We start from the raw sequence: 20,954 nt of genomic DNA on the forward strand, positions 1-20,954 counted from the left end.
ACCCGGAAACCATTGTTTCGGTTTCGCGTACCGATGATGGCTATCAGGCATCTTCAGACAAGATCGAACTGACCACCGCACGCAACGTTGCATCGGGCACAATTGAACAGAGCCTGTTTCTTGCTGCGGAACGCAACGGCGTTCCGATCCCGGTCCTGATGGACCTGATCGAGCTTTATTCCTATGAAGTTGACTTCCAGCGTGACATTCAGCCGGGCGACAGCTTTGAGGTCATGTACCAGGAACTCAACAATGATGCCGGTGAGCGCGTTCGTTTTGGCGATGTGCTGTATGCCAGCATGACGCTGAGCGGCCATGAAGTGCGGCTTTATTCCTATACCGACAGCAATGGCGAGACCGACTTCTATAATCAGAAGGGTGAGTCTTATCGCCGTGCACTGATGCGGACCCCGATCAATGGGGCGCGCCTGTCATCGGGGTACGGCAAACGCAAGCACCCGATCCTTGGTTACACCAAGATGCATAAGGGCATCGACTTTGCCGCCCCGACCGGCACCCCGATCTTTGCCGCGGGTAACGGCACGATTGCCAAGATTGGCCGCAATGGCGGTTATGGCAATTACATCCTGATCCGCCATAACGATTCCTATGACACGGCCTATGCCCACATGAACGGCTTTGCCAAGGGCCTGCGTCAGGGTTCTCGCGTCAAGCAGGGGGATGTTATCGGCTATGTCGGCACCACGGGCCGTTCAACCGGCCCGCATCTGCATTACGAGATCCTGAAAAACCATACCCAGGTCAACCCGATCCGCGTCAAGATGCCGAGCGGCAAGACGCTTAAGGGTGACGAACTTGACCGCTTCCTTGCCGATTCCGATGTGCTGCGCAAACAATATGCCGAGCTTTCGATCGGCAATCGCAAGATCGCCAGCGCCGAATAAGATCGATATACACAGCATTTCAAAACCCGCCCCCGTGGCGGGTTTTTTGTTTTCTGATGGATCGTAGGGGGCAACGTACAGGGCGTCGCCGTGTCACATCACACTGAGAGGATGACCGAACCGACGTCTCATGATCGTTCTGCACGAGGCGTAGCTACAATGATGACTGTATCAGTGGGATAAGAGGCCGTTGATCAGGCAGCGTCGCGGTCAAACTGCAGCTTGGCAAGACGCCCATAAAGCGGGGAGCTTTCAAGCAACTCCTGATGGGTCCCGATCGCCACCAGCTTGCCATCATCAATCACCGCAATCCGGTCTGCATGCAGCACCGTTGCCAGACGATGGGCAATCACCAGCGTCGTCCGCTGGGTCATGATGGTTTCAAGCGCCTTTTGAACAACCTGTTCACTTTCGGCATCAAGCGCACTGGTCGCTTCATCGAGCAGAAGAATGGTCGGGTTGCGCAAGATCGCGCGTGCAATTGCAATGCGCTGACGCTGTCCACCGGACAGGCGTACGCCCTTTTCACCAAGGAAGGTATTGAACCCGTCCGGCAGGCGATCAAGGAACTCGCTGGCATGGGCGGCATCGGCTGCCGCACGGACATCATCATCCGTCGCATCCGGGCGACCATAGCGAATATTATCCCACGCATTGGCGGCAAAGATCACCGGATCCTGTGCCACCAGACCAATGCGTTCACGCACAGCAACCGGATCGGCGGTTTTGATATCGACGCCATCAACCCGGATCACGCCACTTGCCGGATCATAAAAGCGCAGAAGCAACTGGAAGACCGTCGTCTTGCCCGCCCCTGATGGGCCGACAAGGGCGACCGTTTCACCCGGCTTAACCGACAGGCTGAGACCTTCAAGTGCGGAGCGATCCGGACGGGCGGGATAGTGGAAGGTAACGTCCTCGAAGCTGACATGGCCCTGATGGGGAACCGGCATCGGCGCCGGGTTTTCCGGTGCCTTGATTTCAGGTTCGGTCGAAAGCAGGGCCACAAGACGTTCCGCCGCACCGGCAGCACGTTGCAAATCGCCGATAACCTCACTGATGGCGCCAACCGATCCGGCCACGACCACAGCGTAGAAAACAAAGGCGGAAAGCTCCCCGGCAGAGATCGTGCCATCAAGCACATCATGACCACCGATCCAAAGGATCGTACCAACCGCGCCAAACACCATGACAATCACAATGGCAGTCAGAAGGGCGCGCGCGGAAATACGCGCAACAGCCGTTTTGAAGGCGCCTTCGACATGGCCGCTGAAACGGGTACTTTCGATTTCTTCGTGGGTGTAGGCCTGAACAGTGCGCAGCGCATTCAGCGTTTCTTCGGAAAAGGCACTGACATCGGCGACCCGATCCTGGGATTCGCGCGACAGGCGGCGTACCCGGCGGCCATAACCAACAATCGGAACCACAACCAACGGCACGACCAGCAAGACCAAAGCAGTGAGCTTGGGACTGGTGATCGCAAGCATCGTCAAGCCACCAACGAACATCAACGCATTGCGCAACGCAATCGAGACGCTTGAGCCAATGACAGATTGCAGAAGCGTCGTATCGGTCGTCAGGCGCGAAAGCACCTCGCCAGTACGGGTGACTTCAAAAAAGGCCGAGTCCAGTCGAATGATGTGGCGATAGACGGCTGATCGGATATCGGCCACCACACGTTCCCCGATCCACGAAACCAGGAAAAAGCGCATGTAACTGGCGCCGGCCAAAAGAAGGGTCACGGCAAACAGCACAAACAGGGCGCGATCGAGCAGTGCGCCGTCGCCTTCGGCAAAACCTTCGTCGACCAGCATGCGCAGGCCGTTGCCAAGGGCCAGCACTGTGCCCGATGCGGTTACCAGTGCAATCAGCGCACCGATCAGCTGCAAGTGATACTTTGTGACAAACGGAACAATGGCGCGAAGCGACGAAAGGTTCCGGCTGGTTTCACGATCGGTGAGTTTTGCAGAAGAAGTCGGTGTACGCGCCAAGGCACTTTATTCCATATGCAACGGGAGCCACGCAGCCAATCAAAGATCAGCCAAGATCAAGTTTGTTACCGGTTTTGACCGCAAGATCAGTCGAGAGCTGATCAGGAAGCGTGGTCGAGCCACGGGTCGAGGTCCAGGTTTCGTTGTCTTCGTCAAAATCATAGTGGCTCGCACCGCTAACAGGTGAAGAGAGCCAGACCTGGCGATTTGGACCGTGCTTGTTAATAATGAACTGTTCGCCCGAGTCGAGTTCAATGGTCAGGATGCCCGACTGCAGATCGACTTCAAGGTCATCGCCCAGTGCATCATCAATAACGTCAGAAAGCGTTTCGATGGTTTCGTCAGCAATCTGATGGAAGCGGGTTTCCTCGAGGGCCACAGTCTTGTTCTCCGTCTGTCATCGGGGTCAAACGCCCCGGCAAGGCGACAATGAATTGTTGGCGCACCATACTATATAAAGAGGCCTGTGCAAGTATGCATAAGCAAGCTTGCGAGAAAAGCTTGAAACGCGGGCCAAGCACTGCTAAACGACCGCCAGATCGCTACTGCACTCCCCTCATTTGGCGTTAATCGGATAATTCCCGGTTACAGGGGTTGCGCGAGCCGATTTTTTACACTATACACCGCGCTTCAAATTCCGGAGTGATAGGCGATGAAAAAAGATATCCATCCCGATTACCATGAGATCACCGTTCAGATGACTGACGGCAGCACCTTCACCACGCAGTCGACCTGGGGCAACCCTGGCGATGTGTTGAAGCTCGACATCGATCCGAAAAGCCACCCGGCTTGGACTGGTGTTCACCGTCTTCTGGACAGCGGCGGGCAGCTTGCGAAATTCAAAAAGCGCTTCGCTGGTTTCAATATCGGCAATTAAGCAAAGAACACGTTTCTGTGTTCTGTGGGATCAGCGCCCGCTGCATCTTCTTGATGCTGCGGGCGTTTTTCTTTGTCTAAACCGCAAAATTGCATAGCTGATCACGCTAAAAAACTGTAGTTAGAACAACTCTTGGCTGTTAATGAGCATAACTGATGGTGATTTTGGCATTTTTTTGCCATAATCCCCTTCGTTATGGTAAGGCGGTACAGGGCACTGCCCGGTCCTGCATGCACGCATCACCAGGCTCTTATATGAATCAAGTGACGGCACGTAACCAGGTTAGCTATGAGGTCTATGTTAAAGACCGTTCAGGCCGATGGCAGATCCACGGCCACTTTTCTGGTGCGCAAAAAAAGCAGGCCAAAGAAGAAGCCAAACAGATCGAACGCGCCAATCACGTCTCGGGCGTAAAGGTTATCCGCGAGGTTTATAACAACGCGACCAACAGCTCTGACGAGTATGTCATCTACGAGACACGCGGTCAGGGCAAGCTTGAAAATACCAATCCCAAAGCACAGCCCAAGCGTCCGTCGGCCCAGAAACCCCAAAGGCCGCGTCCGACCCATTCGCCTGGCCCCTCACCTTCATCGGCCGAAAAGCCCGAGGACAAAGCAAGTGATCCGGCGACAGCAGCAGACAAGAAACCATCGCCGATCAAACCATCAGGGACCCTGGCCGAAAGCCAAAGCCTTGTTGGGCTCGGTCTTAAGATGGCGGTCGCGTTTTGCTTTGCGATTGCCATTGGCCTTGCAACCATGTTGCTGACGGCCAAGGGGCTGGAATTCCTGCCGGGAATGGGGCTTAAGATCAGTCAGAGCTTTTATGACAAGATCAACTTCCTGTCCTTTACCGTTGGCTTTTTGGCCAGCGTCGTCCCGATGTTGATGGCGCTGACCAAAAAGTTCAAGGGCCGCGCCCGCAAGTCATCAACTGCCTCTTCGCGCCAGACCAAAGCCAGGGCGACCCGTCCGGGCTCGCGCAATGGCCGCGGTGCCCAAACCTCTGACAATGGCGCGCGGCGCAAGTCAGCTGCCGAAATGGCAGCAGAGATGGCGCGTGAAGATAACGGCGACGCCATGGATGATGCGGACGCTGTCGACCAACAGGCTGATGAACCGCAAGAAGAAGCGCAGGAAGAAGCACCGGCCCCGATCGATAATGCACCTGACAAGCCGATGGTCGAAACGCGTGAAATGCGTGCGACCCGCGAACAGATGCGCGACTTTATCACCGGTTCAATCCAGGCAATCCAGCGCTCGGTCCCGGCACTTGACGCTTATCACAAGTTTGGCGTCAATCTGTATGTTGCAGGTGCCTGTGATGCCTGCAGTGAAAAGCATGCGCTCGATCAAAAAGACGGGCGGATGATCCTGCGTGATTGCATTTCTGCACTGGGCGCCAACAAAGGGTTGGCCGATACATTCTGCAAGAATGTCGACGACTATATCCTTGAGCCGAAATACAAGGATATGTACGGGGCCGGACGTCAGTCGATGGATGCCTATATCAAGGATGAGAAGAGCATCAATTCATCCGTCTCCAAGGCAATTGCAGACTGGAGCGAGAAACCTGCGGCCGGGCCGCAAGGGTCGGCCGGCAAAAAGCTTCATGCGCTAATGTTTACCGATATTGTCAATTCCACCGCCAAGACCCAAGAACTGGGGGATCATGGCGCGCAACAGATGGTCCATATCCATAACCAGATCGTGCGCACCGCGCTCATCAATAACTATGGCAAGGAAGTCAAACATATGGGCGACGGCATCATGGCCGTATTCCCGTCCTCGGCAAGCTCTGTCGAGGCTGCCATTGAAATCCAGAAGAACATGGCGTCACATAACGCCACACAGGATTTGAAATTCCAGATCCGCATCGGCATTAATGCCGGTGAAGCCATTGCCGAGGAAAACGACCTGTTTGGCAGTGTCGTCCAGCTTGCCGCACGTGTCTGCGCGCAGGCCGGCGGGGATGAAACGCTGGTTTCCGATAACGTCAAAAATACCTATAGCGGCAGCCGGGCGAGCTTTGTGTCCCAAGGCACGCGCCAGATGAAGGGTTTTTCCGAACCGGTTGAAGTTTTTCAGGTTCAGGCACGTTCATAACAATCGCGCCCCGGCGATTGGCATCTTCAGACAGTTCAGATTCTTGAAAAATCAGTTCGCGGGATTAGCCGTTGCAGCGCGCAGCGACTTGAAGCTCCATGCGTGCCGTGCGCATATAAAGCGCGTGCGCCCGCCCCATCAGATCAAGCAATCCTGGCGAGATAAAGCTGCATTCTTCATGGCGATCTGAGGTGCAAACGCGGATATCGACCATAAGGTCATCGATATCAACGGCTTCATCCCAGGCAATCTCGCCTTCTTCAACAGCACGCACGGCAAGAAGCCACGCCATTGCCCGGATCAATCGCGTGGTCATGCGCATTTCTTCAACGCATTGTACAACGGCTTCCCGGTTGCCATGTCGCTTGCCTTGCCCACGATTTGCCGAAAGGTAGTTTCGGGCCTCTACCAACAGGGTAAAGGCTTCGTCGTAAGTACGCGAAAAGTGAACAACCGAGAAATTGCCATGATACGACGCCGCATTGGGCGCTGGTGGATGCTCGTACGTCATCTTGAATATATTGGGAAGGCCATGTGTGGCTTCAAGGCACAAAAATGCCCAAATAGAAAGACCGCCCACTTTCGGGGCGGTCTCACCTCAACCTGCTAAACTTGCCGGACTTTTTGGTTTTGTTTTTTATTGTGTGCGAACTTTAGCCAGCGCTTCACAAGCGGTCAAGGCTATTCATGGCACAAATGTGACAATACGTATTAACCCGCACCCTTTTGCGGATTAATCCACGCGAAACGCTGAAAAACTGCCGGAAACATCACGGTTAAGTATTTGAGTATAAATCATAAAGAAAAAGAACCGCCCTAAAAAGGGCGGTCCAGTTTAACAGGGAGGCATCGAAACATCACGTTCGACAAGGGGGTCATCAGATGACCCTCTATTCCACATATAAGACGGTAAGTTTAATTTTCAATTAACCTCAGGTTTAAAAATACCATCCTCACGTCTAGTATTCAGACAGCCTCCTTACGCGCGTTTGTCCGGGTATCAGCTTTTGAACAGGGCTTCCGCCCCTGCGACTGCACCTTTGCGATGTGTCAGCGCCTCATCCACATGTTTAATTTCGCGTTCCAATGCGGCACGGTAGTCTTTCAGGCTTTCGACTGACATGCCTTCAAGATTGCGCGGCAGACCAAATTCACCACCCTTGAAGATTGCGCCATCTTCTTCGTCCACGGTCATCCTCCATTGTTTCCGACCCGGTCACGGTCATTGAATTTTTGACTTCTCCTAGATAGGTATAAAACGCAGTTTTCGCCAACGAGGTCCCGATGTCCAATCCAGAATTTCCCGAAAAGATGAAAGCCATCAAAATCACGAAAGATGGTGACAAACCAGCCCTCGTCCTTGGCGAGCTCGCTGTGCCGGACTATGGCACCGATGATGTGCTGGTTCGGGTTGCGGCAAGCGGGGTCAACCGACCGGACCTTATGCAGGTGGCGGGCATGTATCCGCCCCCACCGGGGGCATCGGAAATTCCGGGGCTTGAGCTTTCAGGCGAAATCGTGGCGATTGGCGCCAATGTCACCGACTGGAAACTTGGCGACAAGGTCTGCGCGCTGGTGACCGGTGGCGGCTATGCGCAATATGCCGCGGTTCCGGCGGCACAATGCCTGCCTGTACCAGGTGGCATATCCATGACGGCCGCGGCCGGCGTTCCGGAAACCTTTTTCACAGTCTGGCATAACGTTTTTGACAAGGCCGGGCTGAAGGCGGGCGAGACGTTTCTGGTCCATGGTGGCACGTCTGGGATTGGCACCACCGCCATTCAACTGGCCAAGGCGTTCGGCTCCAAGGTGATTGCAACGGCCGGCACGGATGAGAAATGTCAGGCCTGTCGTGATCTGGGGGCTGATGTTGCCATCAACTACAAAACGCAGGATTTTGGCGAAGAGGTCAAATCGGCAACCGATGGAAAGGGGGCGAATGTTATTCTTGATATGGTTGCCGGAGACTATGTCAGTCGGAATTTCAAGGCAGCGGCCTTTGAAGCCCGCATCCTGATCATCGCGTTCTTGCGTGGCCCCAAGGCCGAAACCAACTTTACGCCGCTTTTGCTCAAACGCCTGACGCTGATGGGATCAACACTACGTGCGCAGCCAGTTGCCAACAAGGGCGCGATTGCCAATGCCTTGCACGAAAAGGTCTGGCCACTTCTTGAGGCCGGTAAGGTTACGCCCGTGATCTACAAGACCGTCCCGCTTGAACAGGCATCCGAGGCACACGCCATATTGAAGGGTGGCGCGCACATCGGAAAAGTGATACTGGAAGTCCACTGATCGCGTATGGACGAAGGTCTTATATCTTTTATCTGACCAATCCATGGCAACATGACTATGCTTGCGGTCTGAGAAGAAATATTCTTTTCAGATCACCGCAACAGATTGTTGCATTTACCCGCACATTGATCGAAAAGAACGCAATGGCGGGTCCGACGATGCGCAGCAACCCCCGTGGTTGACCTTGCAGCATTGCCGGACCACCAAAAGAGATTATATTCTGGGGCATACATTCCCGCGCTTCTTGGGCCTTATACCCATCGCCGGTCTCCAGAGAGAAAGAAGGAAACAGGAGGAAATATGGCACAGCCCCTCATGCCCAAAGCAACCGCTGTATGGCTTATCGACAATACCGGCTTGTCGTTCCGGCAGATCGCGTCTTTCACCGAACTGCACGAGCTTGAAATTCAGGCCATCGCTGATGGCGATGTCGGCCAGGGTATTGTTGGCCTTGACCCGGTCGCCAACGGTCAGCTGACCCACGAAGAAATTGAACGCTGCGAAAAAGATCCGCGCGAACTTTTGAAAATGGCGAAAACCGATCTGCCGCGCCCGCGTGCGCAGGCCAAGGGTGCTCGTTACACCCCGGTTTCGAAACGTCAGGACCGCCCGAATGCAATCGCCTGGTTGCTTAAGCATCACCCGGAACTCTCCGATGCACAGGTTTGCAAGCTGATCGGCACCACCAAGGACACCATCGGTAAAATCCGTGATCGTTCGCACTGGAACTCGGCCAACCTGGCACCGCGCAACCCGGTGACCATGGGTCTTTGCACCGAGCTTGATCTTGAAAAACAGGTCGTGATCGCGCGTTCGAAAAACCCGGAAAAAATCGCCAAGGATGTTGAGCCGGATCCGCTGCCAGAAGAGCTGCAGATTAATCCGGAACCGGACTACCCGGGCAAAAAAGGCGAAGAGAAGAAAGAAGAGCCGAAAACTTCCGATTACATGGAAGCGGCAGAAAACCTCTTCAAATCCTGATCGAATTCAAAAGGGCCGCCCGCTGGGCGGCCTTATACATTGAGAGGCACGAACATTTGGTATGATGTTCGTGCCTCTTTTCATTTGGGAGCCTGCGTATACGCAGGCTCCCGGATCCGTGAGGTGTTGATGCGGCCTTGGATTTTTACATCCGTAAAAAAGCTGAACACTCACGGTCTCTGGAGGCATTGTCGAACCGCTGGAAGAGCTTTGACGCTCGAGTATAAGGAGGACATTGCCGTGTCTTATACTACCCGTTTTGTTGGTATCGATGTATCAAAATCCTCGCTTGATCTGTGCATTTTACCAGACAAACACACCCTGCGCTTTGCCAATTCAGAAACCGGGATTGCAGACCTGATCGCCAGACTGCAGGCTTTCCCGGGGCTGGAGCGGATTGTTCTGGAGCCAACCGGCGGCTATCAACGCCTTCTGGTTCGAGCTTTGCAAGCTGCACAATTACCTGTTTCAAAGGTCAATGCCCTTCTGATCCGCCACTTTGCCAAAGCGTCAGGAACCCTGAGCAAAACAGACAGGATTGATGCCTTTGTACTGGCTGATTACGGCCAACGCATGTCGCCGCGCCTGATGGCCAGAACAGATGAAGCCCGCTATAAACTCGCTGATTTTGTTGCCCGTCGGCGCCAACTTACACACATGCTGATCCAGGAGAAGAACCGGCTTGAGAAGCCTGATAATCCGGCTCGGGCCCTGATCGAGGAAACCGTCAACTTCCTCACCCGTCAGAGACAGGAGGTCGAGAAGCTGATGCGCGAGTGTGTAGACTCATCCCCGGAATTGACGGCGATATTACATGTTCTGTTGACCCAGAAGGGAGTGGGTTTTGTAACGGCTTGTGTGCTGATCGCTGAATTGCCCGAGATCGGATTGCTTGAAAAAGGGCAGATTGCAAAGTTGGTCGGTGTCGCCCCAATCAACAGGGATAGCGGTCTGTTCCAGGGCAAAAGAATGATTGGCGGCGGACGTATGGAAGTGCGCAATGCTCTTTACTACGCCGCATTACCGGCAATACGCTTCGACCCGCTGCTGCGCGACTTCTATAAGCGCCTGACTGAAAACGGAAAACCAGGAAAGGTTGCTGTCATTGCCGTCGTCAGAAAAATGGTCACGATCCTCAATGCGAGAATGCGTGACCACTATGCTTTAATACTTGACGGTTAATACCGCTGCTTTTTGTTTGGGCATTGCACGCCATACGCGTAAGGTTTGTTTCACAGTAATGCAGCTAAACGGTAACGCAACCGACACGGATGCAAAATACCATTCGCCAGCTTTTCGACTGAACAACCCCGAAGAAACGTTTCCATGCAAAAACGTCCCACCGAACGCCAGGCCGGCATTGTTGAACTTGTCCGTGCAGATGGCTTCCGCACCATCGAGCAGCTTGCTGAACGCTTTGTCGTGACACCGCAGACCATCCGGCGCGACGTTAATGCGCTGTGTGATGAAGGCCTGCTGCGGCGCCGTCACGGCGGGGTCGAACCCGCCCTTGAACATGAAAACATCGCCTATCGGGCGCGCAAGGTTCTCAATGTCAATGACAAGCGCAAGATCGCAGCCCTGGTTGCGCGTGAAATTCCCAATGGCGCATCCCTGTTCTTTTCAATTGGCACCACGCCAGAGCTGGTTGCCAATGCGTTGTTGCAGCACCGCGATCTTCGGATATTTACCAACAACCTCAATGTCGCCTATGTCGCGGCAACCAATGACAGCTTTGAAGTCACCCTGATTGGCGGGCGTCTGCGCAATCGTGACCGCGATGTGCTTGGCCCCGAGGTTGAGGCGTTCTTTAACAGCTACAAGGTTGATTACGGCATCTTTGGCGTTGGCGGGATTGATCCGGACGGAAGCCTTCTGGATTTCGATGAACAGGAAGTCCGTGCCCGGTCCGCCATCCTCAAGAACGCGCGGAAATCCTATCTGGTTGCCGATCATACCAAGTTTGGCCGCAACGCGGTTGTCCGCGGCGGATCGATCCGCGACGTCAGCGCATTCTTCACCGATTGCACACCGCCAGACCATATTGCCGAGATGATTACGACGGCGGGTGTCGCCCTTCATGCACCGGAACCGGGGGCAGACTTTCCGACCTTCTTCATTGCGGATGAAGACTGACCGGCAGACGCATTTAAAACTTTTCCTCATGCGAGCTTTGAGCGTAGTTTCAGCGTGAAGATCATCATGCCGGATAAAGCCATGCCCCTGAATACTGCCACCAAAGACGCTGCAACGCCGCCCTCAACCGACATCACCATCCGCGATGCCGCAATTGAAGACATTCCGGCCATCACCGCGATCTATCGCCATCATGTGCTGCATGGCACGGCCTCGTTTGAGGAAGATGCCCCGGATGCAGCCGAGATTGGCAATCGCTTTCGCGCCATTCGCGACAAGGGCATGCCCTATCTTGTGGCCATCCGCGGTGATGTGATCGTGGGTTATTGTTATGCCAGCACCTATCGCCCGCGCACGGCCTATCGCCATACGGTCGAAAACTCGATCTATGTTGCCCCGGATTGTGTCGGCCAGGGGCTTGGCAGTTTGTTGATGACCGCCCTGATCGAACGCTGTGAAGCAGGCCCCTGGCGTCAGATGGTGGCTGCCATTGGCGATAGTGCCAACAAGGCCTCCATCGCCCTGCATCAACGCCACGGCTTTGAAATGGTCGGAACCTTCAAGAAGGTCGGCTACAAGTTTGATCGGTGGCTTGATTCAGTTCTGATGCAACGCCCGCTTGGCGAAGATAGTCCCGTCATCCCGAAATCCTGATAGCACAGAAAAAACACCCGCTTTTGAAAACAAAAGCGGGTGCAAGGCTGCTCCAATAACAAGGGAGCGGGAGTGTGCATCTGTGATGGAAAACTTATCTATTTTGCATAACCGATCTCTTTGAGGACCTCGGCGATTTCGGGGAGGATCGCCGGATCATCGATCGTTGCCGGGGTGTTGTAGCTTTCACCATCGGCGATGGAGCGCATGGTCTTGCGCAGGATTTTGCCCGATCGGGTTTTGGGCAAACGGTCAACCACGGTGGCCTTTTTGAACGCTGCCACCGGCCCGATCTGATCACGGACCATGGCAACGATTTCGGCCAGAATGGCATCATGTGGGCGGGTCACACCGGATTTCAGAACAATAAAGCCCAGCGGCAACTGACCCTTGAGGTCATCATGCACGCCAATCACTGCACATTCGGCGACATCCGGATGGCCTGACAGGACTTCTTCCATCCCCCCCGTCGACAGGCGATGGCCCGCAACGTTGATGATGTCGTCAGTACGCGACATGACATAGATATAGCCATCTTCATCGATGAAGCCGGCATCGCCCGTGGCGTAATAACCCGGGAATTCTTCCAGATAAGATGATTTGAACCGCTCTTCGTTCTGCCAAAGGGTCGGAAGCGTGCCCGGGGGCAGCGGCAATTTGGCAGCAAGCGCGCCGATCTGTCCGCGTTCAAGCGGTTTGCCGGCCTCGTCAAGAACCTGAACGTCCCAGCCACAGGCCGCAACCGTTGGTGAGCCGTACTTGATCGGCAACAACTCAATCCCGCGCGGGTTGGCACAAATCGACCAGCCGGTTTCTGTCTGCCACCAGTGATCAATCACCGGCATGCCAAGGCTGTTTTCAGCCCATTGCAGGGTATCGGGATCGGAACGTTCCCCGGCAAGATAAAGCGCTTCGAGGCTGCTCAGATCGTAATTGGCCATGTGGGCGGCCTTGGGATCATCACGCTTGATCGCACGGAATGCCGTTGGTGCTGTGAACAGGACCTTGACCTTGTGCTGGGAAATCACCCGCCAGAAGGCCCCGGCATCCGGGGTGCCGACCGGTTTGCCTTCGTACATGATCGTGGTGCAGCCCGCCAGAAGCGGCGCATAAACGATATAAGAATGGCCGACCACCCAGCCAACATCAGATGCCGCCCAGTAAACGTCACCGGCCTCGACATCATAGATATTCTTCATCGACCAATGCAGGGCAACCATATGGCCGCCATTGTCACGAACAACGCCCTTGGGCTGGCCCGTCGTGCCAGACGTGTACAGGATGTAAAGCGGATCGGTGGCATCAACCGGCACGCAGTCAGACGGTGCGGCCTTGGCGCATTCGACTTCCCAGTCGTAATCACGGCCATCAATCAACAGTGCATCGCTTTGCGGACGCTGGAACAGGATGACGCTTTGGGGTTTGTGATCAGCCATGGCGATGGCCTTATCAAGCAGCGGCTTGTATTCGATCACCCGCGAACCTTCGATGCCACAGCTTGCCGTCAGGATCAGCTTTGGTTTGGCGTCATTGATGCGGGTTGCCAATTCGTTGGAGGCAAAACCGCCAAACACCACAGAATGGATTGCCCCAATACGCGCACAGGCCAGCATCGCCATCGCCGCCTGCGGGATCATCGGCATATAGATAATCACCCGATCGCCCTTGGTCACACCGCGCGCATGCAGCGCACCGGCAAGACGGGCCACGTCATCGCGCAGATGGGAATAGGTGATTGATTGCACCGTGTTGGTGACCGGGCTGTCATAGATCAGGGCGGGCTGATCACCGCGGCCGTCTTCGATATGACGATCAAGCGCATTATAGCAGGTATTGACCTTGCCACCGCTAAACCAGCGATAAAAGGGCGCGTTGCTGTCATCAAGAACGCGATCCCACTTCTTGTACCAGGAAATGTTTTCAGCAGCTTCTGCCCAAAAGCCTTCCTTGTCGGCGATCGAACGTTCGTAGATTTCCTGATAGCGACCGGTCATTGGCGAAATACCCTCCCGCGGCGTTTGGTCTGGTGGCGCCCGAAACCGGACGCATCCGTAGCGTTATGCTCGTAAATCGGCATCATAATACCGATTTAATTCACACATACCCCTTAGACATTGGTAGAGCCCGGTAATCCCTTATTTTCTGCGGATTACAATTACTCAAAATACAGGCATGACTGATCCCCCGAAGCCGGGGGTTCGTATGCATTTTCACTGATGAGATTAATGTGGGGAGTTGCCCGAAGTTTTGAAGTGCAGACATAAAGTTGCCGCCTCAAGCGTGGGCGATAAGATGAGGCGGCAAAGGCAAGAGTTTGGAAATCTATGAGGTCGTCACACCGTTCACGTGGGAGATCGCGTGTTCTTGCTCACGCGTTTGGCCACGCCCGAACGGCTAATGGGTTATTCGGTTTATCTCGTCCTTGATTTCAAGCTTGCGACGTTTAATGTCTGCGACGATGGAATCGTCGGGCGCCGGGCGGCGCGTCTCGAGGTGGAGTTCCTGCTCAAGTGCAGCATGTTTGGCAGTAAGAGCTTCGATATGGCTTTGAACGCTCATTCGCCTACTCCTTATATCTGACATTGCCCACAGGAAGATGGTATTAATTTCGTAACATGATTTCCAGTGTTTCGATCAGGAACGTGAACAGGAACACAGTGTCGCAGGGAACGGTATGACGCAAAAAGATCGACTTATCATTGGCATAACCGGCGCGTCCGGGGTGATTTACGGCATACGTTTTTTACAGTTGCTGAAAAATGCGCCAACCGAGACTCATCTGGTTCTTTCGAAAGCAGCCGAGCGCACGATTGCCTATGAGACCGATTTTAAAATCCGCGAAATCAAGGAGATGGCAGACATTGTCCATGACAATGCCGACATCGGAGCGCCGATTGCATCGGGATCCTTCCGTGCACGCGGGATGGTCATTGCCCCTTGCTCGATGAAGTCCCTGGCCGAGGTCGCAAGCGGAGTCGCAGATAATCTGATCGCGCGCGCGGCCGATGTCATGCTCAAAGAACGTCGCCGTTTGGTGCTGATGGCGCGCGAAACGCCGCTGCATGCCGGCCATATCCGGAACATGGCACAGGCGACAGAAAACGGCGCAATCATTGCCCCGCCTGTCCCGGCCTTCTATGCCCGACCGCAATCGCTTGATGAAATGGTCACCCAAAGCTGTGCGCGGGTTCTTGATCTGTTTGATATCGATCTGCCCGAAACCGCCCGCTGGGGTGATAGCGAGGCCGCAAACGCGATCCCGGTCACCGGCAAGCCCAAAAACCGCGATCCGTCCTAAGCGATCCCCATCAACCGGGTCAGCTCGCCAAGTGCTTCGTCACACGCTGTCTGATCAAGCGCAAACCGGTTGGGTGACAGATAGGCGTGCGCCGCGGCAATCGGATCGTCACTTGGGACCGCTTGCACGGCTTCGCACAGAATATGCTGTTCGATGCGTTCGGCCAGCAATTCTTCTGATTTGACCTTTTGACGCAGGTCCTGCGCACTGGCGCGGGGATCATTGCGCAAATGACGCCGTGTGTGGCGGAGCGGCTTGATGACGTTTTCGCGCCAATCGCGTACCGCCGTCTCGAGCGACGAAATACTCATAGGTGCCAAGCCCTTCTGACCGAGAAAGAACATGAAAAGCAGCATGTTCACATCAAGGTCGCAGCGATCCTGAAGATCGAGGCACAGCTTGGCCACGCCATCGCGACCATACATCCCGACCGTAAAGGCCCAGACTTCTTCCTGATCCATTCCCAACCTGCTTGTTTATTATTGGATATCAGACTGTTTTGGCCGTTCTGGCGACTTTTGGCGGATGTCCCAAATAGGCGCCCAGTCCCTTGGCCGTAGATACCATCGTGCCTTCGGTATCGACAAGTCGCGGACCGACAATAACATCTTCCATGGCGACATCGACGACCTTGCGCTGTTGCCACGCACAGGCGCGGTTAAAGCTCTGCTGCGCAATCAGGTCCACCGCATGCACACCAAAGGCCGATGCTATCACCCGGTCACGCGGCGATGGTGTGCCACCACGCTGAACATGGCCCAACACGGTCACACGGGTTTCCCAGCCGGTCCGTTCGCCCAGTTCATCGGCAAGCCAGTGACCAATCCCGCCATAGCGGACCTTCTGACCATCATCGCCCACCGTAACCGACGATCCATCGTCACGTTTTACCGCTTCGGCCACGATGACAAGGGCATGGTTGCGGCCGCTTTTACGAATGTTCAGGCAATGCTGGGCCAGTTCATCAAGATCATAGTCCATTTCCGGGATCAGGATAACATCCGCCCCACCGGCCACACCGGCAAATAGCGCAATATGCCCAGCATCCCGGCCCATGACTTCAAGGATCATGATCCGGTCATGGGATGCCGCCGTTGGCTGCAAACGATCAAGCGCATCGGTCGCAACATTCACAGCCGTGGTAAAACCAATGGAATATTCTGTCTGGGCAAGGTCGTTATCTACTGTTTTGGGGATACCAACCAGATTGATCCCACCCATTTTGGCCAGACGATGCAGGATGGCCATACTGCCATCACCGCCAATCCCGATCAGGGCATCAAGGCCAAGCTTGTGATAACCTTCGATCACCTCGTGTGACCGGTCGGCAAAACTGCCATCGGGCATCGGATAATGGAATGGATCGCCCTTGTTCACCGTCCCCAGGATCGTACCACCGAGGCGGAGCATCCCGTCATTATTGACCTGATCATTAAGATCAATCGCCTGGGGCGGGTCTTGCATAAGGCCATGCGTGCCCTGCCGAATGCCGACCACATCCCACCCATAGCCTAGAACCGCACGACGGACGACCGCGAGAATAACCGCATTCAATCCGGCACAATCACCGCCACTGGTCAAAACTCCGATCCGCATCCGCTTCCTTCCCTATCGTGTCGATATTGTTTTACAGGGTGGTACAAATCATATGGGTTGCCAATATGATATCTGGTATTATCAACTTCCCCTCGCATTGGTTATTAAGCTGGATCAAGAATGGACGAAATCAATCAGATCGAGATTGAGAAGAAACTTCTGTCGCTGCGCGAGGAACACCGCGATCTGGATGTCGCCATCGAACAAATGGTGCAGGCGCCGCACCATGACCAACTGCGTCTGGGCCGCATGAAAAAGCGCAAACTGGCCCTGAAGGACGAGATTCTTTATGTCGAGTCGCAGCTGGTGCCGGACATCATCGCCTGATTTCTGAGCAGCATACCGGTTTGCTGCATTTTCCGCACAGCCAATTTTTCGCATTCCGGATCGCCCGAAACGCGTTGATCAGTTCAGGATCGCCGTTGTCAAAAGGGAAGGATCAGATGCCCGTCAGATTCCCTGCGGAATACGGGCAAGCTGTGCAAGATACATTTCCTTGTGCGCACGCAAGGCTGCATCGGCAGCATTCAGGGCCGAGCTTGGCGTATCCCCATTTTGGGCATGATGAAGCCCAAAGACCGGCACGACCGAGATTGGCTGATCATTGTGGATATAGGGATGCTGATCAAGCCAGCGGGTAATGGCATCAACGCGCTGCCAGATATCTTCCTCGTCGACATTATACATCAATGCCGCAAAGTCATTGCAGCCGAGATATCCCAGATGGTGCGGTGACATGATGAAATCCGCCATGATCTTGCGGACATAGTTGAACAGGCCTTCCTTGCAGTCCTGCCCATAGCGCTGAAGGATATCATCGATATTGGCCAGTTCGCACATCAGAAGCATCCGGCTGGTGCGATCCTTGCCGACCAGGGTCATTTCATTTTCAAGGATCTGCAGAAAGGCCGGGCGGCTGATCGCCCCGGTAAAGGGATCGCGTCCCTCATTGCGGGCCAGATGGGCCTGACGTTGTTTCAGGTCGCTCAGGTTTTCGGTCAGGCCGTTAATGCGCACCATCAAACGACCAATGGCCTGTTCGACTGCGGGCGTTACCTGATTGTCGGGAATGCCCAGAACATTTGCCATGTCGGGGGTATGATAGGGTGCCTCGTCCACTGTGTCGGCGACTTCGTTGGTATCAATGTCGACCTGATGATCCTGACCGGGCGCACGACGACGGCCAGCATCCTTGCCATAAGCAAAGATCCCATAAGGGCTTGATGGATATCGTCCATCCCCGCCCCCCATCGAGGGTGTTGTTGATCCGGGTCTTGTGACTTTCATGTCTGACCTTCCCGTGCTACCTGCACAGTTATATGAGGTAATAGTAAATAATAGATCAAAAACGAAACTCTTTCACCAAGATTTTCAATCCAGAGTGACGAAGGTCGCTATTTGTCTGTATTTACGGAATTTCTTATTAAGATCGACATGATATACAAGGCTTTTCTCGATTACACAATGCCTCAAGCAGGCTTGCATGATGGGGCTTGCTGCATATAATGCGGCCCTTCATGAAACCGCCCGAAAACGGAGCCGCCATTATGAGCGATCAAACCCCGGTCATCGGCATTATCATGGGAAGCCAGTCGGACTGGGAAACCATGAAAAATGCAGCAGATGTCCTTGATGCGTTGAACGTCGCGTACGAGACCAAAATCGTCTCCGCCCATCGCACGCCTGATCGCCTTTATGATTATGCCAAAACGGCAAAGTCGCGCGGCCTTAAGGTCATTATTGCCGGTGCTGGCGGTGCCGCCCACCTGCCGGGTATGGCTGCGGCGATGACGCCGCTTCCGGTTTTGGGTGTTCCGGTTCAAAGCCGCGCGCTTAAGGGGCTTGATAGCCTGCTTTCCATCGTTCAGATGCCGGGCGGCGTTCCGGTCGGCACCCTTGCCATCGGCTCTGCCGGGGCAAAGAATGCCGGTCTGATGGCAGCCGAAATCATGGCGCTGATGGATGATGGCTTGGCCAGCCGTCTGGATGACTGGCGTGCCGCCCAGAGCGCATCGGTTGCCGAAGAGCCGGTCGACCCGGCACCTTGATTTCAAAAGGCGCGCCCGACGGGGCGCGTTTTTGTTTATAAGCGACATTTGGACGGTTGCCGCACAAAGGCAGCAACACCTTCCCGCCGGGAAGAGTTTTGATCGAGGATTACATGACGCAGGATTTTGACACGCGCATCATCGCCCTGGGCAGCACCATTGGCATCATGGGCAATGGCCAGCTTGGCCGCATGGCCGCCTTCTGTGCCGCAGAGCTTGGTTATAAGGTGCATGTCTTTGGCCCGGGCGCTGACAGTCCGACCGAACAGGTCTGTGCCAAGGCAACAGTTGCCGATTACAGCGACCTTGATGCACTGCGCGCCTTTGCCGCGGATGTCGATGTGGTGACGTTTGAATTTGAAAACGTACCCCATGACAGCGTCAAACTGCTTTCTGATCTCGTGCCGGTCCGTCCGGGTTGGAAATGCCTGCATATTTCGCAAAACCGCCTGCGCGAAAAGACGTTTTGCAATGATCATGGCATCGGCACTGCCCCGTTTGAGGCGGTCCGATCGCTTGCTGATCTTGAGGCTGCTGTTGCCAAGCTTGGCCGCCCGTCGGTCCTGAAGACCACCGAAATGGGCTATGACGGCAAGGGGCAGGTCAAGATTGCCGACGATACCGATCTTGCCGAAGCCTGGGCTGAAATGAACGGGGCAGAAGCCATCCTTGAAGGCTTCATATCGTTCGAGCGCGAGATTTCCGTGATTGTCGCACGCGGCGTTAAAGGCGATACCGCCTGCTTCTGCCCGGTCGAGAATGTACATACCAACCACATTCTTGATGTCACCGTGGCCCCGGCTGAAATTGCCGATGATCTTTCCAAAAAGGCCGAAGGCATCGCGATCAAGCTGGTCAGTGCGATGGAGTTTGTCGGGCTTCTGGCGGTTGAAATGTTTGTCACCACGGACGGTGACATTCTGGTCAATGAAGTCGCGCCGCGTCCGCACAATTCCGGTCACTGGACGATTGATGCCTGTGTCACCAGCCAGTTCGAACAGTTCATCCGCGCTGTTTGCGGCCTGCCGCTGGGCGATCCGGCGCATCATTCCAAGGCGCGTATGAAGAACCTTCTGGGCGATGACATCAATGACTGGCAGGCAATTTTGACCGAGCCAAATGCGAAACTGCATCTTTATGGCAAGGCCGAAGCAAAGCCCGGCCGCAAGATGGGTCATGTGACCTGGGTTCTGCCGAAATAAGGCACCCCCCAGTGCAGACCAAAACAGGTATTCGCCCCGGATGCCATGCGTGTCCGGGGCTTTTTCGTATGTGATTCATTGCGTTACACAAAAGATGATCCGGCTGGCATTTTATGCCCAGTCGATTGGCATCCGGTTTGCTGTTGGTAGGACAGGAAACTCTTTACGGATGACATGTGATGAAAAAGCTTCTGATCATTCTTTCACTGACCCTTGGCCTGATCGCCATTGAAAGTCGCACCAACCCCGCCATGGCGGTACCGGGTGCAGCTGGCTTCCCCGATGTGATCGAAGGCGACAAGCTTCGCTTTGGCAATATGATTGTCGAACTGTTTGGTATTCGCGCCCCGAAACCCGGCATGATCTGCCGGGCCGGATCGGTTGAATTCCAGTGCGGCGCGGCGGCTGCCCAGGCGCTTGATCGCATCATTGAAAATTACGCCATCAAATGTCAGCAGGTCTCGGACGTACAACTGTTCCCGATGCTGACCGAATGCCAGATGGGCCAGAACGACCTGAACCGTCTGATCCTGCGTGCCGGTTGGGCGATGGTTGATATGGTCAGCTGCGACAGCCATCCGAGCTGCACCACCTACCTGCGCGATCAGCAATTCGCCAAGGACAACAAAAAGGGCATCTGGATGGGCACCCCGCCGTCCGAGCTTGTTGCCCTTGCCGCCAAACCGACCAAGCAGGACTTGCAGGATGCCGATGACAGCAACGCGCTTAAAAACATGCTTGATGACGCGGCTGGCCCGAAGCCGGTCGAAAACCCGATCAAGATTGATCTGGCTTCCGAACTGGAAGAAGCCAATGCACCAGACCCGACCCTGCTGAGCTTTTTGACCAATACGTTCTGATTAAAACCA

The 20,954-nt window shown here is 54.8% G+C and carries 22 protein-coding genes (1 of these 22 cut by a window edge); 13 read left to right on the forward strand and 9 right to left on the reverse strand.

All coding sequences use genetic code 11. The annotated features are described in order from the left end of the window. A protein-coding gene (locus ACXAF0_RS15340; RefSeq protein ID WP_475346718.1) for a peptidoglycan DD-metalloendopeptidase family protein crosses the window boundary here: on the forward strand, positions 1-905 show its 3' portion. It extends 388 nt beyond the left edge of the window; 905 of the gene's 1,293 nt are visible here — the last part of the coding sequence; its start codon lies beyond the left edge, outside the window; the stop codon is at positions 903-905. Positions 906-1,099: 194 nt separating this feature from the next. Here ACXAF0_RS15340 and ACXAF0_RS15345 read toward each other — a convergent pair whose 3' ends face one another. Further along, on the reverse strand, positions 1,100-2,896 hold the full coding sequence (locus tag ACXAF0_RS15345; protein ID WP_475346719.1) for an ABC transporter transmembrane domain-containing protein: 1,797 nt from the start codon (positions 2,894-2,896) through the stop codon (positions 1,100-1,102). 46 nt (positions 2,897-2,942) lie between these two features. Continuing rightward, complete coding sequence (cyaY, locus tag ACXAF0_RS15350) at positions 2,943-3,275, reverse strand: iron donor protein CyaY (protein WP_475346720.1); 333 nt, start codon at positions 3,273-3,275, stop codon at positions 2,943-2,945. Positions 3,276-3,548: 273 nt separating this feature from the next. On the opposite strand from cyaY, the gene rpmE reads away from it, so the two are divergent. Beyond that, a complete protein-coding gene (gene rpmE / locus ACXAF0_RS15355) occupies positions 3,549-3,773 on the forward strand; it encodes a 50S ribosomal protein L31 (protein WP_008891651.1) in 225 nt (74 codons plus the stop codon). 254 nt (positions 3,774-4,027) lie between these two features. Beyond that, positions 4,028-5,878 carry an adenylate/guanylate cyclase domain-containing protein gene (locus ACXAF0_RS15360; RefSeq protein ID WP_475346721.1) on the forward strand — a complete coding sequence of 617 codons (1,851 nt, stop codon included), beginning with the start codon at positions 4,028-4,030 and terminating at the stop codon, positions 5,876-5,878. A 64-nt stretch (positions 5,879-5,942) separates the two neighbouring features. On the opposite strand, the gene ACXAF0_RS15365 is transcribed toward ACXAF0_RS15360, so the two are convergent. Both ACXAF0_RS15365 and ACXAF0_RS15370 read right to left on the reverse strand, forming a co-directional pair. Beyond that, a complete protein-coding gene (locus ACXAF0_RS15365; RefSeq protein WP_475346722.1) occupies positions 5,943-6,389 on the reverse strand; it encodes a DUF1465 family protein in 447 nt (148 codons plus the stop codon). 489 nt (positions 6,390-6,878) lie between these two features. Beyond that, entirely contained in the window at positions 6,879-7,073 is a 195-nt protein-coding gene (locus tag ACXAF0_RS15370) for a DUF1192 domain-containing protein (protein ID WP_475346723.1), read from the reverse strand. Between the two features lie 89 nt (positions 7,074-7,162). On the opposite strand from ACXAF0_RS15370, the gene ACXAF0_RS15375 reads away from it, so the two are divergent. The 5 genes from ACXAF0_RS15375 (at position 7,163) to ACXAF0_RS15395 (ending at position 11,941) form a co-directional block, all read left to right on the forward strand. Then, positions 7,163-8,170 (forward strand): NAD(P)H-quinone oxidoreductase, encoded by a 1,008-nt coding sequence (locus ACXAF0_RS15375; RefSeq protein ID WP_475346724.1) that lies wholly within the window; start codon positions 7,163-7,165, stop codon positions 8,168-8,170. 300 nt (positions 8,171-8,470) lie between these two features. Further along, positions 8,471-9,151, forward strand: coding sequence for a DUF1013 domain-containing protein (locus tag ACXAF0_RS15380; protein ID WP_475346725.1), 681 nt, complete (start codon positions 8,471-8,473; stop codon positions 9,149-9,151). Between the two features lie 240 nt (positions 9,152-9,391). Beyond that, a complete protein-coding gene (locus ACXAF0_RS15385) occupies positions 9,392-10,333 on the forward strand; it encodes an IS110 family transposase (protein WP_475346219.1) in 942 nt (313 codons plus the stop codon). A gap of 144 nt (positions 10,334-10,477) precedes the next feature. Beyond that, positions 10,478-11,287, forward strand: a complete 810-nt coding sequence (locus tag ACXAF0_RS15390) for a DeoR/GlpR family DNA-binding transcription regulator (protein ID WP_475346726.1) — start codon at positions 10,478-10,480, stop codon at positions 11,285-11,287. A gap of 81 nt (positions 11,288-11,368) precedes the next feature. Then, positions 11,369-11,941, forward strand: a complete 573-nt coding sequence (locus tag ACXAF0_RS15395) for an N-acetyltransferase family protein (protein ID WP_475346727.1) — start codon at positions 11,369-11,371, stop codon at positions 11,939-11,941. Between the two features lie 98 nt (positions 11,942-12,039). On the opposite strand, the gene ACXAF0_RS15400 is transcribed toward ACXAF0_RS15395, so the two are convergent. Then, positions 12,040-13,935 carry a propionyl-CoA synthetase gene (locus ACXAF0_RS15400; RefSeq protein ID WP_475346728.1) on the reverse strand — a complete coding sequence of 632 codons (1,896 nt, stop codon included), beginning with the start codon at positions 13,933-13,935 and terminating at the stop codon, positions 12,040-12,042. A 400-nt stretch (positions 13,936-14,335) separates the two neighbouring features. Next, entirely contained in the window at positions 14,336-14,500 is a 165-nt protein-coding gene (locus ACXAF0_RS15405; RefSeq protein ID WP_475346729.1) for a YdcH family protein, read from the reverse strand. 115 nt (positions 14,501-14,615) lie between these two features. Between ACXAF0_RS15405 and ACXAF0_RS15410 the strand changes: the two genes are divergently transcribed. Next, positions 14,616-15,239 carry a UbiX family flavin prenyltransferase gene (locus tag ACXAF0_RS15410; protein WP_475346730.1) on the forward strand — a complete coding sequence of 208 codons (624 nt, stop codon included), beginning with the start codon at positions 14,616-14,618 and terminating at the stop codon, positions 15,237-15,239. On the opposite strand, the gene ACXAF0_RS15415 is transcribed toward ACXAF0_RS15410, so the two are convergent. Together ACXAF0_RS15415 and ACXAF0_RS15420 are read right to left on the reverse strand one after the other, a co-directional pair. Further along, positions 15,236-15,700, reverse strand: a complete 465-nt coding sequence (locus ACXAF0_RS15415) for a TIGR02444 family protein (protein ID WP_475346731.1) — start codon at positions 15,698-15,700, stop codon at positions 15,236-15,238. The genes ACXAF0_RS15410 and ACXAF0_RS15415 overlap by 4 nt on opposite strands. A gap of 28 nt (positions 15,701-15,728) precedes the next feature. Beyond that, positions 15,729-16,835, reverse strand: coding sequence for an ATP-dependent 6-phosphofructokinase (locus ACXAF0_RS15420; protein ID WP_475346732.1), 1,107 nt, complete (start codon positions 16,833-16,835; stop codon positions 15,729-15,731). Between the two features lie 120 nt (positions 16,836-16,955). On the opposite strand from ACXAF0_RS15420, the gene ACXAF0_RS15425 reads away from it, so the two are divergent. Further along, complete coding sequence (locus ACXAF0_RS15425; protein WP_475346733.1) at positions 16,956-17,162, forward strand: YdcH family protein; 207 nt, start codon at positions 16,956-16,958, stop codon at positions 17,160-17,162. A 123-nt stretch (positions 17,163-17,285) separates the two neighbouring features. Here ACXAF0_RS15425 and ACXAF0_RS15430 read toward each other — a convergent pair whose 3' ends face one another. After that, positions 17,286-18,122 carry a GGDEF domain-containing protein gene (locus ACXAF0_RS15430; protein ID WP_475346734.1) on the reverse strand — a complete coding sequence of 279 codons (837 nt, stop codon included), beginning with the start codon at positions 18,120-18,122 and terminating at the stop codon, positions 17,286-17,288. A 260-nt stretch (positions 18,123-18,382) separates the two neighbouring features. Here ACXAF0_RS15430 and purE point away from each other — a divergent pair, with 260 nt between their 5' ends. The 3 genes from purE (at position 18,383) to ACXAF0_RS15445 (ending at position 20,945) form a co-directional block, all read left to right on the forward strand. Then, positions 18,383-18,883 carry a 5-(carboxyamino)imidazole ribonucleotide mutase gene (gene purE, locus ACXAF0_RS15435; protein WP_475346735.1) on the forward strand — a complete coding sequence of 167 codons (501 nt, stop codon included), beginning with the start codon at positions 18,383-18,385 and terminating at the stop codon, positions 18,881-18,883. Positions 18,884-18,996: 113 nt separating this feature from the next. Continuing rightward, positions 18,997-20,085: a 5-(carboxyamino)imidazole ribonucleotide synthase gene (locus tag ACXAF0_RS15440; protein ID WP_475346736.1), complete on the forward strand. Its 1,089-nt coding sequence runs from the start codon at positions 18,997-18,999 to the stop codon at positions 20,083-20,085. Between the two features lie 179 nt (positions 20,086-20,264). Further along, the gene (locus tag ACXAF0_RS15445; protein ID WP_475346737.1) at positions 20,265-20,945 is read left to right on the forward strand and encodes a thermonuclease family protein; all 681 of its coding nucleotides are present in this window, start codon (positions 20,265-20,267) and stop codon (positions 20,943-20,945) included. The last annotated feature ends 9 nt before the right edge of the window (positions 20,946-20,954 follow it).

The organism is Thalassospira sp. ABD4_177, from assembly GCF_056160125.1.

What these genes read in the sequence shown, in the direction of transcription:
- ACXAF0_RS15370 (WP_475346723.1), bottom strand. Translation starts at nt 7,073, where the DNA reads ATGACCGTGGACGAAGAAGATGGCGCAATCTTCAAGGGTGGTGAATTT.
- ACXAF0_RS15365 (WP_475346722.1), bottom strand. Translation starts at nt 6,389, where the DNA reads ATGACGTACGAGCATCCACCAGCGCCCAATGCGGCGTCGTATCATGGC.
- ACXAF0_RS15425 (WP_475346733.1), top strand. Translation starts at nt 16,956, where the DNA reads ATGGACGAAATCAATCAGATCGAGATTGAGAAGAAACTTCTGTCGCTG.
- ACXAF0_RS15410 (WP_475346730.1), top strand. Translation starts at nt 14,616, where the DNA reads ATGACGCAAAAAGATCGACTTATCATTGGCATAACCGGCGCGTCCGGG.
- ACXAF0_RS15440 (WP_475346736.1), top strand. Translation starts at nt 18,997, where the DNA reads ATGACGCAGGATTTTGACACGCGCATCATCGCCCTGGGCAGCACCATT.
- ACXAF0_RS15390 (WP_475346726.1), top strand. Translation starts at nt 10,478, where the DNA reads ATGCAAAAACGTCCCACCGAACGCCAGGCCGGCATTGTTGAACTTGTC.
- purE (WP_475346735.1), top strand. Translation starts at nt 18,383, where the DNA reads ATGAGCGATCAAACCCCGGTCATCGGCATTATCATGGGAAGCCAGTCG.
- ACXAF0_RS15430 (WP_475346734.1), bottom strand. Translation starts at nt 18,122, where the DNA reads ATGAAAGTCACAAGACCCGGATCAACAACACCCTCGATGGGGGGCGGG.
- ACXAF0_RS15405 (WP_475346729.1), bottom strand. Translation starts at nt 14,500, where the DNA reads ATGAGCGTTCAAAGCCATATCGAAGCTCTTACTGCCAAACATGCTGCA.
- ACXAF0_RS15415 (WP_475346731.1), bottom strand. Translation starts at nt 15,700, where the DNA reads ATGGATCAGGAAGAAGTCTGGGCCTTTACGGTCGGGATGTATGGTCGC.
- ACXAF0_RS15445 (WP_475346737.1), top strand. Translation starts at nt 20,265, where the DNA reads ATGAAAAAGCTTCTGATCATTCTTTCACTGACCCTTGGCCTGATCGCC.
- rpmE (WP_008891651.1), top strand. Translation starts at nt 3,549, where the DNA reads ATGAAAAAAGATATCCATCCCGATTACCATGAGATCACCGTTCAGATG.
- ACXAF0_RS15375 (WP_475346724.1), top strand. Translation starts at nt 7,163, where the DNA reads ATGTCCAATCCAGAATTTCCCGAAAAGATGAAAGCCATCAAAATCACG.
- ACXAF0_RS15400 (WP_475346728.1), bottom strand. Translation starts at nt 13,935, where the DNA reads ATGACCGGTCGCTATCAGGAAATCTACGAACGTTCGATCGCCGACAAG.
- ACXAF0_RS15420 (WP_475346732.1), bottom strand. Translation starts at nt 16,835, where the DNA reads ATGCGGATCGGAGTTTTGACCAGTGGCGGTGATTGTGCCGGATTGAAT.
- ACXAF0_RS15395 (WP_475346727.1), top strand. Translation starts at nt 11,369, where the DNA reads ATGCCCCTGAATACTGCCACCAAAGACGCTGCAACGCCGCCCTCAACC.
- ACXAF0_RS15360 (WP_475346721.1), top strand. Translation starts at nt 4,028, where the DNA reads ATGAATCAAGTGACGGCACGTAACCAGGTTAGCTATGAGGTCTATGTT.
- ACXAF0_RS15380 (WP_475346725.1), top strand. Translation starts at nt 8,471, where the DNA reads ATGGCACAGCCCCTCATGCCCAAAGCAACCGCTGTATGGCTTATCGAC.